Origin of the sequence: Allobosea vaviloviae (genome assembly GCF_001298265.1) — a bacterium.
Taxonomy (GTDB): Bacteria; Pseudomonadota; Alphaproteobacteria; order Rhizobiales; family Beijerinckiaceae; genus Allobosea; species Allobosea vaviloviae_B.
This window is the reverse complement of record NZ_LGSZ01000022.1, coordinates 24,331-40,361: the sequence shown is the minus strand read 5'-3', so window position 1 is coordinate 40,361 and position 16,031 is coordinate 24,331. Positions and strand designations below refer to the sequence as shown.

Sequence of the window (16,031 nt, the reverse complement as noted above, 5' to 3'; positions counted from 1 at the left end):
TCCCACCTGTCATTCCGGGGCGCGGCAGAGCCGCGAACCCGGAATCCACGACGGGCCACTCCGCTTGCGTCAAGGGAACACAGGGCTCGCCCAGTCGTGGGTTCCGGGTTCATCGCTGCGCGATGCCCCGGAATGACAGCGTAGGATTGCCTGCGCACTCTCTTCCTCACTTGGCCATCGTGATCGGCGAGAAGTCCTGGAACCAGTTCTGGGCCTGGATGAAGCCCTTCACCTTCGGGCTCATCGCGCGGGGGTTGACGTCATGCGTCACCATCAGGAACAGCGCCTCGTCGACATATTTCTCGTGGATCTTCTGCAGCACCTTGGTCTGCGCCGAAGGATCGAAGGTGTTGCGGACCTGCTCGAAGAGCTTGTCCATCTCGGGGTCGCAATACAGGCCCCAATTGGTGCCGGCCGGCGGCTGGAGATTGCACTGGAGATGGCGAATCAGCCCGGTGAAGGGGTCCTGGATGAAATAGGTGTAGTTCATCCCCGTCGCCTTGCGCGAGGATTCATGATTGGCGCCGGCGCGCCAGATGTTGATCAGCGTGTTCCACTCGACGACCTCGAAGTCGATCTTGATGCCGACCTCGGCGAGGTTCTGCTGGACGAACTCGTTCATCGGCAGCGGCTGCATCTGGCCGGAGCCCGAGGGTGCGATCAGGATCTTCGTCGTCACCGGCTTGGCGGGCGAGAAGCCGGCCTCGGCGAGGAGCTTCTTGGCCTCGGTCGGATCGTACTTCAGCTTGAAGCTGGGGGTGCCGAACCACTGGTGGCCGGGCGGGTAGAAGCCCTCGGCCGGGATCATCAGCCCGCCGAGAAGTTCCTTCAATCCCTGCCGGTCGACGGCGAGGTTGGCGGCCTTGCGGACGCGGATGTCGTTCCAGGGCGAACCCTCGGCGCGCGAGAGGTGCCAGGTCCAGTTGTGCGGATAGGCGTTGGTGACGATCTTGAAGCCGGCGCTGGTCAGCGATGGGATCAGGTCGGGCGACGGCGCCTCGATCCAGTCGACCTGGCCCGCCCGCAGCGCGGCGGCGCGGGCATTGGCCTCGGGCAGCGGCAGCAGCACCATCTTGTCGAGCTTGGGCACGCGCGCCTTGTCCCAGTAACCCGGGAAGGGCGAGAGCTCGGCGCGCTCGCGCGGCTGGAAGGCGGTGAGCTGCCAGGGACCCGTGCCGGACGGGGTCTTGGCGAAAGCCTCCCAGCTCTTGCCGAGCTTCTCCCACTGCGCCGGCGAGGACATCATCACCCAGGCGATCTGATAGGGCAGCGTGGCGTCGGGCGCCTTGGTGGTGATCTCGACCTTGTATTTGTTGATGACCTTGTAACCGGCCACGGCGGGAATGCGCGAGCGACCCTGCGCCGCCTGGCGCTGGTCGAACTGCGGGGCGTCGTTCTTCAGCAGCTTGTCGAGGTTCCAGACCACGGCATCGGCGGTAAATTCCGAGCCGTCGTGGAACTTGGCGCCCTCGCGCAGGACGAAGGTCCATTTGTTCTTGTCGGTCGCATCGACCGACCAGCTGGTCGCGAGGCCGGGCACGAGGTCGGAGGCCTTGTCGGCCTTGCTGAGGTCCCAGTTGATGAGGCCGTCATAGACCGTATAGCCCATGAAACGCATGCCCTCGCCGCCCTGGTCGGTCTGGCCGGTGGTCAGCGGAATGTCGGAGGCGGTCATGCCGATGCGCAGCGTGCCCTGGGCTTGAGCCGAGGCGGCAAACAGCGAGACGCCAGCGGCGAGGGTCAGGGCAAGGGCAGTGCGGATCATGGGTGACTCCGAAATTGGATGAGTTCGAGGCTGGCTTCGCAAGGGCTGTGCCAGCAACCGATCCTCGAGCCGTCATGCTCGGGCGAAGACCCGAGCATCTCCGGAACGAGATTCTCGGGTCGGTGCCTGGCACCGCCCGAGAATGACGCGATCGGGTCTTACTCCATCGACATCGGCGCGAGATCGATGAACCAGCTCTTCGGCTGGACGACGCCCTTGACCTTCGCGCTCATCGCGCGCGGGCCGACGTCATGGGCGACCCAGACGAAGGGGGCCTCCTCGACGATGCGGGCATGGAGCTTGGCGAGCGCGGCGTCGCGTGCGGTGCCCTCGAAGGTGGTGCGGGCGTCGGCGATCAGCTTGTCGAACTCGTCATTGCCGAAATAGCCCCAGTTGTTGGAGACCGGCGGGAACGTCTTGGTCGAGGTGAAGCGCACCATGGCGAAGAACGGGTCCATCGCCGCGAAGGTGACGTTGGTGGCGTTGGCACCGCGCGCATTGGCGTGCTTGGCGCCCTCGCGCCAGTTGGTGAAGACGGCGTTCCACTCGCCGACCTCGAGCGCGACGTCGAAGAAGCAGTCCTTCAGCGCCTGCTGCATGAACTCGTTCATCGGCAAGGGCTGCATCTGGCCGGAGCCGGAAGCCGAGGTCAGCACCTTCACCTTCGCGGGCTTCGCGGCCGAATAGCCGGCTTCCGTCATCAGCTTCTTGGCTGCGGCGAGATCATATTTGATGTCGAACTTGGGATTGCCCCACCAGGGATGTCCGGGCGGCACGGTGCCCTTCGGAATTTCCATCAGCCCGCCGAGCAGCGTCTTCAGCTCCTCGCGGTTGACGCAGAGATTGGCAGCGTGGCGCACGCGCTTGTCGATCCAGGGCGAGCCCTCGACGAAGGAGAGCTGCCAGGGCCAGACATGCGGCTGGGCGTTGGTGTAGACGGAAAAGCCGCGCTGCTTGATCTGCGGAACGGCATCCGGCGAGGGCGACTCGATCCAGTCCACCTGCCCCGAAAGCAGGGCTGCGGTGCGGGCATTCGCCTCCGGCAGCGGCAGCAGCACGATGCGGTCGATCTTCGGCACCCGCTTGGGGTCCCAATAGGCCTTGTTGGCGACCATCTCGAAGCGCTCGCGCGGCGACAGCTTCACGCCCTTGAACGGGCCAGTGCCGGACGGATCGGCCGAGAAAGCGGCCCAGGCCTGTTTGGCGCGCTCGGCCGGATCGGTCACCGAGGCCGGAACCGCGGCGAGCTTGGCGGCCCAATGCGTCGGCGAGACGATGAAGAGGTTGGTCAGGTTGATCGGCAGAAAGGCGTCGGGCTCGCTCGTCGTGAGCTCGACGGTGAGCGGATCGATGGCCTTGGCGGTCTTCAGCGTCGGCATGCGCGAGACGGTGACGCCGATCTGGTCGGGCGCGAAATGGGCGGCTTCCTTGTTCAAGACCTTGTCGACGTTCCAGACCACGGCGGCGGCGTTGAAGTCCGAACCGTCCTGGAACTTGACGCCCGGACGCAGCTTGAAGGTCCATTTGGTCTTGTCGGCGGCATCGACCGTCCATTCCGTGGCGAGGCCGGGAATGACGACGCTCGCCTTCTCCGCCGAGGAGAGATCCCAGTGCGTCAGCGCGTCATACATCGGGATTCCGGTGAAGCGATTGCCCTCGAAGCCCTGGTCCGGCTGGCCATGGGTGCGCGGAATATCCGCTGCGGTCATGCCGATGCGCAGGACCTTCTCCTGGGCTAGGGCCGCAGTGACGAGCGCCGTCGAAAGGCCGAGGCCGATAAGGGCGGAGCGGGTAAAACGCGATGTCGGCACGGTTGTTCTCCCTGTGATTGGCCGGCGGCTGATGCGAGCCGCGGCAGCGAGGGGATAGCAACCGGCATGCCAGATGAAGGTCGTACGACAAGGACTTTGGGATAGCGCCGCGCGGCCATGAGCCCCCGCCCGTTTTGCCCAGGAGTGCGGCGGTGGGGCACTGCGCGTATGCGATCGGGAATTTCTGCTCACTGAATAGGCATCATGACCACTGCCGCGGCAGATCAGTGGAAATCGCGCGACTTCGGCAGGATGCGGACATTGCGGGGATGGCGGTGACGGGGATGCTGAGGGTGCTTGAACTCGTCGGCGCGCGTGATCGTGATCTCGGCGCGATGGGTTTCCGAGAGGCTCGACAGATCGGAGGTGCGATCGACGACCCGCTGCGCCATCAGATGGACCACGCCTTCCGGGCTCTTCTGCACCCGGCCTTCGATCTGCAGCAGGCGCCCGCTCATGACCTCGCGCCGGAAGCGCTCGAACAGCCGCGCCCAGAGCAGGATGTTGGCGATGCCGGTCTCGTCCTCGAGCGTGATGAAGATCGCCTTGCCGTTGCCCGGCCGCTGGCGCACCAGCACGACGCCGGCGGTCGCGGCCCAGCTGCCGTCGGGCCGGCCGTCGAGCTCGGCGCAGCTCAGGACGCGGTCGCGCCGGAAGAGCGGCCGCAGCATGCCCATGGGATGCCCCTTCAACGAGAGCCGCACCGTCTGATAATCGGCGACGATCTGCTGCGGCAGCGGCATGATGGGCAGCGGCATCGCCGGTTCCTCGCCGAGTTCACGCGCCTGCGCGGCAGCAAACAGCGGCAGCGCCTCGTCGTCCGGCAGCCGGCGCACGGCCCAGAGCGCCTCGCGGCGATCGAGGCCCAGCGAGCGGAAGGCGTCGGCATCGGCGAGCAGCCGCATCGCGCGGCCCGGCAGAGCGGCGCGGCGCATCAGCTCCTCGACATCATGGTAGCCATCGGCGCGGGCGGCCTCGATGCGCTGGCCCCAGTCCTCGCGGAAGCCGTCAATCTGGCGGAAACCGAGGCGAAGGGCGAAGGGGCTCTTTTCCCTCCCCCCGCAAGCGGGGGGAGGGAATGAGCGACTCGCCATCCCCAGGCTCCAACCCATTGTCCCAGCCACTGAAGTTCACATCGATCGCACGCGGCTCCACGCCGCCATTCTCCTGCGCCTCGCGGACGATCTGGGCCGGGGCGTAAAAGCCCATCGGCTGGGAGTTCAGCAGCGCGCAGGCGAAGGCCGCCGGGTGGTGCTTCTTGAGATAGGAGGAGACGTAGACCAGCTTGGCGAAGGAGGCGGCGTGGCTTTCGGGGAAGCCATAACTGCCGAAGCCCTTGATCTGGTCGAAGCAGCGCTGGGCGAAATCGCGCTCGTAGCCGCGCGCGACCATGCGCCCGACCATCAGCTCTTCGTAATTGCCGATCTTGCCATCGCTGCGAAAGGTCGCCATCGCCTTGCGCAAGCCATTGGCCTCGCTGTCGGTGAATTTGGCGGCCACCATCGCCAACCTCATCGCCTGCTCCTGAAAGAGCGGCACGCCCTTGGTCTTGTTCAACACCGTGAAGAGTTCGTCGGCCGGGCCATGCTCGGGAGATGGTGACGGGTACTGCACCGCTTCCAGCCCTGCCCTGCGCCGCAGATAGGGATGGACCATGTCTCCCTGGATCGGGCCGGGCCGGACGATCGCGACCTGGATGACGAGGTCGTAGAGCTTCCGCGGCTTCAGCCGGGGCAGCATGTTCATCTGCGCCCGGCTCTCGACCTGGAAGACGCCGAGCGACTTGCCCTCGCAGAGCATGTCGTAGGTCGGGCGGTCGCCGTCCTTGATGTCGAGCGTCAATTCGGGGCCGCCATGGGCCTTCACCAGTTCGAAGGCCTTGCGGATGCAGGTCAGCATGCCCAGCGCGAGCACATCGACCTTCATCAGCTTGAGTTCGTCGATGTCGTCCTTGTCCCATTCGATGAAGGTGCGGTCGGCCATGGCGGCGTTGCCGATCGGGACCAGTTCGTCGAGCCTGTGGCGCGCCAGGATGAAGCCGCCGACATGCTGCGAGAGATGGCGCGGGAAGCCGAGCAGGCGGATGGCGAAATCGACGGCGCGTCGCACCGTCGGATTGGCCGGGTCGAGCCCGGCCTGGCGGACGCGGTCGTCGCCGATTTCAGTGCCCCAGCTGCCCCATTGCGTGCCGGCGATGCGGGCGGTCACATCCTCCGTCAGCCCCAGCGCCTTGCCGACGTCGCGGATGGCGCTGCGCGGGCGATAGCGGATCACGGTCGCGGCGATGCCGGCGCGGTGGCGGCCATAGGTCTTGTAGATCCACTGGATCACCTCCTCGCGCCGCTCATGCTCGAAATCGACGTCGATATCGGGCGGCTCCCTGCGTTCGGTGGAGATGAAGCGCTCGAACAGAACGTCGCTTTCGGCGGGATCGACGGCGGTGATACCCAGCACATAGCAGACCGCAGAATTGGCGGCCGAGCCACGGCCCTGGCAGAGAATGCCCCTGCTCTGCGCGAATTCGACGATCTGGCGGATGGTGAGGAAATAGCGCGCATAGTTCAGCTTCGCGATCAGATCGAATTCCTTTCGCAGCAGAGCCTGGACCTTCGGCGGCACACCGTCGGGATAGCGAATCTCGCTGCAGCGGCGCACCAGCTCCTCCAGCCAGGCCTGATCGTTCCAGCCGGGCGGGACGGGTTCGTCGGGATATTCGTATTCGAGCTGGCCGAGATCGAATTCGATGCGCGAGAAGAGATGCTGCGTCTCGGCGATGGCCTCCGGCGCATCGCGGAAGAGGCGCGCCATTTCCTGGGGCGTCTTGAGATGGCGCTCGGCATTGACCTCGAGCAGGCGCCCCGCCCGCTCGATCGAGACGCCCTCGCGGATGCAGGTCAGGACGTCCTGCAGATCGCGCTGCTCGGGCGCATCGTAGAGCACGTCATTGGTCGCCAGCAGCGGCGTGCGGGTCGAAGCCGCGATCGCCTTCAGCCGGGCGAGACGGCGGCGGTCGTCGCCGCGCCGGTGCATGGTCGCGCCGAGCCAGACCGCTCCCGGCGCGGCATCGTCCAACCGTGCGAGCAGCGCCGCCAGCCCATCGAAAAGGCGGCCGGGCATCACGACCAGCAGGAGATCCCGCGCATCGGACATAAGGTCGTCGAGGACGAGGTGGCATTCCCCTTTCTTCACGTCCTCCTTCCGGTTGCCATGGCTGAGCAGGCGGCAGAGCCTGCCCCAGCCCTCGCGGTTGGCGGGATAGGCAACGATATCGGGCGTGCCATCGGCAAAGACCAGGCGGGCGCCGGTGGCCAGCTTGAAGGCCTGCGCCATCGACCGGAGCTCCTGCGCCGTGAAGGGCAGCTGCGCAAAAGCCGGGTTCTCGATCCAGACATGCTCGCCGGGACTGTCGCCCTCCTTCAGCTTTTCGGCCGGCGGCAAACCGTCCTCGCGCAATTGCCGGAGCGCGCTCCAGGCCCGGACGACGCCGGCGACCGTGTTGCGGTCGGCGATGCCGATGCCGGAATGGCCGAGCAGCAGTGCCGTCAGCACCAGGTTGGGGCCGGGCGACGCGCCGCGCAGGAAGGAAAAATTCGTGGCGGCAACAGGTTCGGCGAAAGACCTGACTGTCTGAGTCATGCGAAGAGGCCATGCAGGAACCAGCGCGGCGGCGCCTGCTCCGGCTCGTGGAAGCCGATGCGGAAGAGCCAGAAGCGGCGGCCTTGCGCATCCTCGACGCGGTAATAGTCGCGCATCGGCTCGGACGAGCCGTCGCGCCACCATTCCGGCGCGATGCGTTCGGGCCCCTCGGCGCGGGCGACATCATGGATCAGGCGGCGCCAGCGGAAACGGATCGGCGGCCCGTCGGGCACCTCGGCGATCGCTTCCACAGGCTGGGGCGGCTCGAAGAGCTGGAGCGGGCGCGTCGGCGGCTCATGCGGTTCCGGTGCTGGCCAGGCGACCCGCGACGCCGGCAGCGCCGCAGAAACGGCCTTGGCCGCCCGCACCGGGTGATGGCTGTCCTGCGCCGCGAAGCGCAGCACCCGGTCACGGCCGAAGCGGGCGACCAGCCGGTCGACCAGATCGGCCACCGCCTCGTCTTCGACCGTCCCCCCGTCGAGACTGGGCTGACCATCGAGACTTTGTCGTCCATCGAGACTGGGCTGATGGGTGTCGAGCGGCTCGCAGACCGGCACGGAAAGCCTGACCGCGTCGAAACCGAAGCCCGGATCGAGCGGATCGGCCAACGTGTCGACGCGCTCGCGCCAGAGCCGCAGGATCGCCTTGGCATCGCGCGAGGGCCGTCCGGTCTCGACCATCAGCCGCCTGACCGCGCCGTCACTGCGAAAGAAGCTGATTTCGAAGGCGCGACCGCCCTCTCCGCGCTGTTCGAGCACGCGCCCGGCCTCGGCGATCAGCCGCGCGATCACATCCTCCAGACCGTCCTTGTCGAGCATGGGCTCGGCGAAATGGCGCTCGACGACGCAGGCCGGCGGCGGGCGCAAGGGTGTGATGCGCGCATCCTCATGCCCCAGGGTCCGCCGCAGCTTGATGACCAGATCGGCGCCGAAACGCGCGGACAATGCGACGGAGGGTCGATCGGCAAGATCGGACAGCGTCTTCAGCCCGGCCCGCGACAGGGCCAATGCGGTGTCCGCCGCCAATTCCAGCGCCGCCACCGGCAGCGGGCGCAGCCTGGCTTCGTCCTCGCCCACCGGCACGATGCCGCCGCCGCCGAAGCGCGACAGCGCATGGGCCGCCTCCGGCGTCCCGGCGATGGCAGCGCGATGGCTCAGGCCGCCGGCCCGCATCCATCTGGCGATCGTCGCATGCAGTGCCGCCTCACCGCCGAAGAGATGAGCGCAGCCGGTGATGTCGAGCATCAGCCCGTAAGGCAGGTCGAGCGCGACCAGCGGCGTGAAACGGTCGCAGAAGGCCGCCAGCCGATCCAGCAAGGCGGCGTCGGCTTCGGGTTTGGACTCGATCGCGATCAGGGACGGAATCCGGGCGCGCGCATCGGCAAGGGTGAGATCGCGCGTCAGGCCGAGCGCCAGCGCGCGCTGGTCGCAATCGACCAGCCGCAGCGCATTGCGATGCATGGCAAAGACGACGACCGGGGGGTCAGCCGGTGCGTCGGATGTCGGGATCCTCCCCTCCCGCCGCAGCCGGTCGATCGGCAGGAAAGGGCACCACATTGCGAGATAGCGACGCGGCATCGAGGCTGGCCCTGTCCTGATCTGCGCTGGATCGATGGCCGGGTGCGGCCCGTTGCTCCCGGAACTCGTTTTCCGGGAAAGATTGTCGCTCCGGGAAAGAGTGCCGTTCTTGGAAAGATTGTCGGTCACGGCTCCACTCCACACGCCACTCACGCTCACTCACCCCGCCGCGATGGCGCAGCAACCTGACGACGAAAGCCGGATCACCCGGCGCATTCGCCTCCTGCGCCCGCGACGGCAGGGCCGCCACCTGCCACCGGGTCCGGGCGGCGCTCGGCGGCGGCGACACTCCGGCACGCAACATCAGCGTCGTCGCCCCGGAGCCCTCTGCCGCCAGCGAGAGCCTTCGGCTCGCCGTCAGGTCGAGGCGGCGCGCCTCGCCCCAGGGCTCGATCAGAACCGCGCCCAGCGCCGGACAACGCGCGGCCTCGGCGCCCGCGCGCAGCACGCCCTCCGTATCGCGCACCCGCACCAGCAGGATGCGGCCCGGATCGAGCCCGAGTTCGATCAGGCCCGGCGGATGCAGGCGGCCCGTCTCGGCATCGACGACATCCTGCCGGACCCAGAGAATCGGGCGCTCCCCCGCCGCCCGGATCGCCAGCCCGACCGCAAAGCCCGTCGCCGCCACGAGATCGGCCGTGCCGGGCGCATAGACCTCATGCAGAGCCGCCCGCGCGATTCCACCGCCCAGCGCCGCGTCGAGACCGGCTGCGCCGAAGCTCACCTGCCCGACTGCGGCCGGCCCGGCGCGCAGCGCGGCCTCCGCGAGGTGGCGGCGCAGATCGGCCAGGGCAGAGGGGTGATTGCGAGGCTGCATGAAGGCTCATGTTCTTTGTTTGTTCTTTATAGAACGAGCCTGAGCGGAAGGCGAGTCGGCTTTGAGCCTGTTGCGGTGGACGATCGCCCGCCAATATGATCTATTTTAAAATATCAACCTGTGATTGCATAAACAGGAGAGCGCGATGGCTCACCATCATATCCGCTTCAACGGCCTCTGGTCGGTCCTTCTCATCTCTCTTCTGGCAGGAGCCCCATCGGGTTCGGTGCAGGCGCAGAGCGAGCCCTGGCCCGTCAAGGGCAAGCTCTTCGGCCAAGCCAAGGACGCCAAGGGCGCGGACTTCAAGAAATCGGAGGATGTCAGCGGCATTGCCTGCGCGACGGAAACCGGCTTCCCGCGGCTGTGCCTTGTCGCGGACGACGAAGCCCCGGGCGCACAGATCGTCATCCTTCGGGACGGCGAGATCATCGCCGGCAGCTTCATACCGTTGGTCAGCGACATCCATGTCAGCGGCAAGGGCAAGCAGCGACTGGCCGAACTGGACGCGGAAGCCGTCGCCTATGCCGGCGGCTCGTTCTACGTCACCGGATCCCATGGCAGGCCGCGCCACAGCGACGACGGCACGACAGAGGCGGATGCGAAGGCTGCGGTGACAAGGCGCATCTTCAAGATCACCTTGCCAGCGGATGCGGTCGACCTCGCCACGGGCAAGCTTACAGGGTCGGCTTCGGTCACGCCCTCGACCGCCCTCGAGACCCAGCTCAAGATCAAGCTCGACGGCGCCTTCGACGCGGCGCTCAAGGACAACGGCCTCACCATCGAAGGGCTTGCCGTCACCGGCACGACCTTGCATGTCGGCCTGCGCGCCCCCGTTCTGTCGGACAGCGGGGATGCAGGCGCGGCCAAGGCCGTCATCCTCTCGACGCCGCTGGAGGCCATCTTCGGCCCGTCACAGGGCAAGGACGCCTCGACGCTCACCAGGCTCGATCTCAAGACGCAGGCTGGCGCACCGCGCGGCATCCGCGATCTCGTCGCCTACAAGGGCAGCCTGATGATGATCGCCGGGCCGGTGCTCGACCCCTCCGACGACGCGGTCAAGGCGGGCGACTACACGATCTACCGGTTCAGCGACGGTCAGACGACGAAGCTGGCGGACCTTCCCGGCTATGGCACCAAGATCAAGCCGGAGGCGCTGCTGCCACTCAACCAGACCGGCGACACAGTGCGCGCGCTGATCCTGTTCGACGGGGCGGAAGAAGGCGGCGGCCGCACGGTTACCTTCAAGCTGTCGTAACTCGCCGGCTGGACCCGAGGCCGCTCCGGTGCAATTCGGACCGGCCTCGGTGGGGTGCGCTCAGTTCGCCGTGTAGACCAATTCCCGCTCGGCCTTGGGCGGCAGGAAGGCGCGCGAGAAGATCTCCTCGGGCTTGGGCGTGCGGGGCAATTGATAGCCCTCGACGATAATGCCGATGGCGCGGGCCATGCGGTCGTCCTTGGTGTCGCCGACGCCGATCTCCTTCATCTCGGGCGAGACCATCAGCTCGGTGAAGGAGTATTGCAGGCGCTTCTTCTCGATCGCCTCGTTGACGAGGTTGTCGAAGGCCATCACCGACTTCATGCCGACCGCCTGGTCTTTGGCGATCTCGATCATTGCCTTGTTCGTGGCGCGCACCAGGCCGGCGACGGCCTTGGGGTTCTCCTTGATCATCTTCTGCGAAACCATCAGGCCGTTGGAATAGAGATCGAGCCCGTAATCGCCGAAGGTCAGCCAGTTGAAGTCCTTGTCCGGGTCCTGGCGGTTCAAAAGCAGGTTGAAATAGCTGGTGATGTTGAAGACGAGCGCGCCGTCGATGTCGCCCTTGATCAGCAGCGGCTCCTGCAGGTTGGGCGCCATGTTCGAGAGCTTGATCTTGGTCATGTCGAGCCCGTTCTTGCGAGCGAAGACCTCGAGCAGTCGGGTCGTCGGCGTGCCCTGGGCGCCACCGAGCGTCTTGCCCTCGAGATCTTTGGGCTTGGTGATGCCGGTCGCCTTCTTGCTGGAGATCGCGAAGGGCGGCCGGTTCCAGATCATGTAGACCATCACCGGCGCCTCGCCGGGCTTGGCGGCGGCGTTCTGGATGATGGCGTTGACGTCGCCGAAGCCCGCATCATAGGCGCCGCCCATGATGCGGGTGACGGTCGCGCCCGAGCCCTCGCCCTGGTCGATGACGACGTTCAGGCCTTCCGCCTTGTAGTAGCCCTTGTCCTTCGCGACGAAGAAGGCGGCGTCGGAACCTTGCGTCTTCCAGCCCAAAGTGAACTTCACCGTAGTGTCCTGGGCCTGGGCGAGGCCGCTGAAAGCAAGTCCTGCGATGAGCGTGGCTGCGAGTCTTTTCAGCATCTTGGTCCCCTCTGTTGAGATGGTGATTCAGGCGGCGATGAGGTCGTTCTTGCGGGTGGCCCAGCCGGTGACGCGTGCCTCGATCAGCGAGAAGGCGACGTAGAGCGCGACGCCGAGGCCCGCGAGAATGAACAATCCGGCGAAGACCAGCGGCACGTTGAAGTTGGAGGAGGCCGACATCATCACATTGCCGATGCCGCGATTGGAGGCGACCGTCTCGGCCAGCACCGTGCCCACGAAGGCATAGGTGATCGCGACCTTCAGCGAGGCGAAGAAGAACGGCATGGTCCGCGGCAGGCCGACATTCCAGAGGATGTCGAACTTGCTGGCGCCGAGCGCCTTCAGCACGTCCTCCATCTCCGGCTCGGTGGTGGCGAGCCCGGTGGCGATGTTCACGACGATCGGGAAGAAGCAGATCGAGAGCGAGGTCAGCACCGCCGGCACCGTGCCCGAGCCGAACCAGAGCACGAAGATCGGCACGACCGCGACCTTGGGGATCGAGGAGAAGCCTATCAGCAGCGGGTAGACCGTGTCGTAGGCCGTGCGCGAGACGCCGATGACGGCGCCGAGCAGAACGCCGAGCGCGACGCCCAGCACGAAGCCCGTCATGGTCGTGCCCAACGTCTGCAGGATATGCGGCCAGAGGATCGGCATGCGCTGCCAGAGCGTGACGAAGACCTGACTCGGGCGCGGCAGGATCAGGTCCGACATGCCCGAGATCAGGCAGAAGGCCTCCCAGCCAGCGAAGAACAGCAGGATCAACCCGGCCGACCAGAGCTTCTGTCGCAACGCACGCTTCTTCATCGGGCGCCCTCCTCGATGGACGGAGCCGCGCGGGCATCGACGATGAGCTCCCGCAGGCGCTGGTTGAGCGCGACGAAATGCGGCTCGAAGGTCATGGCGATGCTGCGCGGACGTGCGAAGCCCACAGCGGCATCGTCGATGATGCGGCCCGGGCGCGCGCTCATCACGCAGATGCGGCTCGCCAGGAAGCCGGCCTCGCGCAGGTCGTGCGTTACCAGAAGGACGGTCGGACGGTGAGCCAGCCAGAGCTCCTGCATGATCGCCCAGAGTTCCTCGCGGGTGAACTGGTCGAGCGCGCCGAAGGGCTCGTCGAGCAGCAGCAGGCGCGGCTCGTGGATCAGGGCGCGGCAGAGATTGGCGCGCTGGAGCATGCCACCGGAGAGCTGCCAGGGATATTTGCCGGCGAAGCCCCTGAGACCGACCTGCGCGAGCAGGGCGTGAGCCTTGTCGCGAAAGGCGCCGTCCTTTTCCTGCCGATAGCGCGAGCGGTAGGGCTCGACGATCTTGAGCGGGAGCATGACGTTCCGTTCGATCGTCAGCCAGGGGAGCATGGTCGGATTCTGGAAGGCCATGCCGATTCTCAGCGCCTTGGCCGCGACCTCGCGACCGCCGACGACCACGACGCCGGCTGTCGGCTTCACCAGCCCGCTGGCGAGGCGCAGGATCGTCGATTTGCCGCAGCCGGAGGGGCCGACCAGCGCCACGAACTCGCCCTCGGCGATGCGCAGGCTGGTCTGCGCCAGGGCCGGCACCGAATTTGCTCCGCTGCCAAAGGTGACGCAGGCCTGCGACAGCTCAATCGCCGGGACGGCGGGAGTACCCGCCGCCAGACCTCGGACAGTCGGCTGATAGAGCGCGGTATCAGATTTCACGTGCATGCTCGCCATGGCAAAAGTGCATGCAAACGTGATGCCAGATTGCATTCGATCATGCGGCGAGCCCGGCGGCGGCACGCTGACAAGCGATCTGGCGGGGCGGCCGGATTGCAGCCCTCGCGACGAAGGCGCTAAGACGAGCCTTCTGCAGTTCGGAATTCGACGATGGCGCGTGATGAGAACCGGAGCCGCAGCGCGACGGACCGGGTCGGGACGATCTGCCGGGCGCTTCGCCGGGCGATCATCGAACAGGCGCTGGAACCCGGTGCCAAGCTGCCCGAGGATGCCCTGGGCGAGCGTTTCGGCGTCAGCCGCACCATCGCGCGACATGCGCTGGGCCAGCTCGCGGCCGAAGGCCTGGTGGAGTTGCGCCGCAACCGCATCGCCGTGGTGGCGACGCCGAGCTGGCAGGAGGCGCGCGATACCTTCGACATCCGCATCGAGCTGGAGCGGCTCGTGGTGCGGCAACTGGCAGGGCGGCTGAGCAAGGCGCAGATCGCCCAACTCCATGCCCATGTCGATGCCGAGGACGAGGCCCGCAACGGCCCCGACGCGATCTCGATCCGGCTCGCGACCGAGTTCCACATCCTGCTCGCGAGCATGACGGAGAGTCCGATCCTGATCCGTTATGTCAGCGAGATCGCCTATCGCTGCTGCCTGACGCTGTCGCTGTTCAGCCGGCCGCACTCATCGGAATGCGCGATCAACGAGCACCGCCTGCTGATCGATGCGCTGGCGAATGGCGACGCCGACACGGTGATGTCGCTGATGCATCACCATCTCGATTCCGTCGCGAGCCGGGCGCTGGTGGCGCAATCAAAGCCACGCGGACGCGACATCATGGACATCCTAGCCCCTTATGCCGATCTGCCGCGGCCGATGCAGGCGGCGTCGCGCGATGCCGCACCGGCCGGCTCGAAAGCCGGCGCTGGCAAGGCCGCCGGCTAGCCTGCCTCTCGCCCTGCTCCGCCCCAGCGCCGGTAAGCGCCCTGCCCGTCCACGAGGCACACGGCACATAAAGTGCATGCAGTTTGACCTGCGCCCTCAGCCCAGAAACGTTCTCTCGCAATGCCCGACGACGCCAGCTTCGACCTGATCTTCCGCAAAGCCAGCCTCGCAGGCCATGAGCACCCCGTCGATATCGGCGTCAGGCAGGGCCGGTTCGCGGCGATCGCGCCGGAGATCGTCGCGGACGCCCCGGAGGTCGTCATCGGCGGGCGCGCGGTGCTGCCCGGCTTCGTCGACACTCATGTCCACCTGGACAAGGCCTGCCTTCTCGGCCGCTGCGGCCATCTGCACGGAGGCTTGCGCGAGGCGATCGCCGCAGTCTCGGCGATGAAGCGGGAGTTCACCGTCGCGGACGTCTATGCCCGTGGCGCGCAGGTGCTGGACCGGGCGATCGGCAAGGGCACCACCCGCATGCGCAGCCATGTCGAGGTCGATCCGCGCGTGGGCTTGCGCAGCTTCGAGGCGCTCAAGGCCCTGAAGAGGGACTATGCATGGGCGATCGGGCTATCGATCTGCGTGTTTCCGCAGGAAGGGCTGACCAACGACCCCGGCACGGAGGAACTGCTGATCCAGGCGCTGCAGGACGGCGCCGATGTGCTCGGCGGTTGTCCCTACACCGACAGCGACCCCGATGGGCAGATCGCGCGGCTGTTTGATCTGGCGACGCGTTTCGACGTCGATCTCGACTTCCATCTCGATTTCGACCTCGATACCAGTTGGATGCATCTCGACGAGGTCTGCCGCCAGACGAAGCAGCGCGGCTATGGCGGACGCGTCGCGATCGGCCATGTCACCAAACTGTCCGCCCTGCCACCCGATGCCTTCGCGAGGGCGGCGGACCGCCTGGCCGAGGCGGGCGTCGCGGTGACGGTGCTGCCGGCGACCGACCTCTATTTGATGGGGCGCGAGGCGACGCATGACGTGCCGCGCGGCCTCACTCCCGCGCATCGTCTGCTCGATCATGGCGTGGTCTGCTCGGTTGCGACCAACAATGTGCTGAACCCGTTCACGCCCTTCGGAGACGCCTCCCTGCTGCGGATGGCGAATCTCTACGCCAATGCCGCGCAGGTCGGGCCCGAGGGCTTTCCGGCCTGCGTCGATCTCGTGACGACGCTGCCGGCCCGGCTGATGAACCTGACCGATTACGGCATCGCGGTCGGCCATCCCGCCGACCTGATCGTGCTGGATGCGCCGACACCGGCGCAGGCTCTGGCCGGCATCGCCGAGCCGATCATGGGCTTCAAGAATGGCCGGCAGAGCTTTTCGCGGCCGGCGGCGCAGTTGCTGGCGCCGGCGCGCGAGGTCCTTCAGCCGCGGGCCGCTTCGCTCGAAGCAAATCTCGATCCGTCTCTCCCGTCATTGCGAGCGTAGCGAAGCAATCCAGAGGGGCTCGCTCG

General features: G+C 66.8%; 12 protein-coding genes. 3 read left to right on the top strand and 9 right to left on the bottom strand.

The features are described from left to right. Nucleotides 1–166: 166 nt before the first annotated feature. The 6 genes from AE618_RS04030 to AE618_RS04010 all read right to left on the bottom strand — a co-directional run bounded on the left by AE618_RS04030 (nucleotide 167) and on the right by AE618_RS04010 (nucleotide 9,606). Nucleotides 167–1,765 carry an ABC transporter substrate-binding protein gene (locus AE618_RS04030; RefSeq protein WP_054207769.1) on the bottom strand — a complete coding sequence of 533 codons (1,599 nt, stop codon included), beginning with the start codon at nucleotides 1,763–1,765 and terminating at the stop codon, nucleotides 167–169. A 158-nt stretch (nucleotides 1,766–1,923) separates the two neighbouring features. Beyond that, nucleotides 1,924–3,576: an ABC transporter substrate-binding protein gene (locus tag AE618_RS04025; protein WP_432704487.1), complete on the bottom strand. Its 1,653-nt coding sequence runs from the start codon at nucleotides 3,574–3,576 to the stop codon at nucleotides 1,924–1,926. A 224-nt stretch (nucleotides 3,577–3,800) separates the two neighbouring features. Next, complete coding sequence (locus AE618_RS29225; protein WP_432704486.1) at nucleotides 3,801–4,670, bottom strand: OB-fold nucleic acid binding domain-containing protein; 870 nt, start codon at nucleotides 4,668–4,670, stop codon at nucleotides 3,801–3,803. Beyond that, nucleotides 4,585–7,212, bottom strand: coding sequence for an error-prone DNA polymerase (locus AE618_RS04020; RefSeq protein ID WP_432704485.1), 2,628 nt, complete (start codon nucleotides 7,210–7,212; stop codon nucleotides 4,585–4,587). The genes AE618_RS29225 and AE618_RS04020 overlap by 86 nt, the downstream gene beginning before the upstream one ends. Then, nucleotides 7,209–8,789: a Y-family DNA polymerase gene (locus AE618_RS04015; protein WP_156330088.1), complete on the bottom strand. Its 1,581-nt coding sequence runs from the start codon at nucleotides 8,787–8,789 to the stop codon at nucleotides 7,209–7,211. Before AE618_RS04015 ends, AE618_RS04020 begins: the two co-directional genes overlap by 4 nt. Beyond that, nucleotides 8,695–9,606 (bottom strand): ImuA family protein, encoded by a 912-nt coding sequence (locus AE618_RS04010; RefSeq protein ID WP_054207767.1) that lies wholly within the window; start codon nucleotides 9,604–9,606, stop codon nucleotides 8,695–8,697. Before AE618_RS04010 ends, AE618_RS04015 begins: the two co-directional genes overlap by 95 nt. 145 nt (nucleotides 9,607–9,751) lie before the next feature. Here AE618_RS04010 and AE618_RS04005 point away from each other — a divergent pair, with 145 nt between their 5' ends. Then, a complete protein-coding gene (locus AE618_RS04005) occupies nucleotides 9,752–10,861 on the top strand; it encodes a DUF3616 domain-containing protein (RefSeq protein WP_054207766.1) in 1,110 nt (369 codons plus the stop codon). 60 nt (nucleotides 10,862–10,921) lie between these two features. Here the strand turns inward: AE618_RS04005 and AE618_RS04000 are convergent, their stop codons facing one another. From AE618_RS04000 to AE618_RS03990, 3 genes are read right to left on the bottom strand one after another with little or no spacing between them, the layout of a single operon-like run. Continuing rightward, on the bottom strand, nucleotides 10,922–11,947 hold the full coding sequence (locus AE618_RS04000) for an ABC transporter substrate-binding protein (RefSeq protein ID WP_054207765.1): 1,026 nt from the start codon (nucleotides 11,945–11,947) through the stop codon (nucleotides 10,922–10,924). Between the two features lie 27 nt (nucleotides 11,948–11,974). After that, nucleotides 11,975–12,751 carry an ABC transporter permease gene (locus tag AE618_RS03995; RefSeq protein WP_054207764.1) on the bottom strand — a complete coding sequence of 259 codons (777 nt, stop codon included), beginning with the start codon at nucleotides 12,749–12,751 and terminating at the stop codon, nucleotides 11,975–11,977. Further along, nucleotides 12,748–13,629 (bottom strand): ABC transporter ATP-binding protein, encoded by an 882-nt coding sequence (locus AE618_RS03990; RefSeq protein ID WP_082365007.1) that lies wholly within the window; start codon nucleotides 13,627–13,629, stop codon nucleotides 12,748–12,750. Before AE618_RS03990 ends, AE618_RS03995 begins: the two co-directional genes overlap by 4 nt. A 162-nt stretch (nucleotides 13,630–13,791) precedes the next feature. Here AE618_RS03990 and AE618_RS03985 point away from each other — a divergent pair, with 162 nt between their 5' ends. After that, the gene (locus tag AE618_RS03985; RefSeq protein WP_082364981.1) at nucleotides 13,792–14,574 is read left to right on the top strand and encodes a GntR family transcriptional regulator; all 783 of its coding nucleotides are present in this window, start codon (nucleotides 13,792–13,794) and stop codon (nucleotides 14,572–14,574) included. Nucleotides 14,575–14,694: 120 nt separating this feature from the next. Continuing rightward, entirely contained in the window at nucleotides 14,695–16,005 is a 1,311-nt protein-coding gene (locus AE618_RS03980) for an amidohydrolase family protein (RefSeq protein ID WP_082364980.1), read from the top strand. The last annotated feature ends 26 nt before the right edge of the window (nucleotides 16,006–16,031 follow it).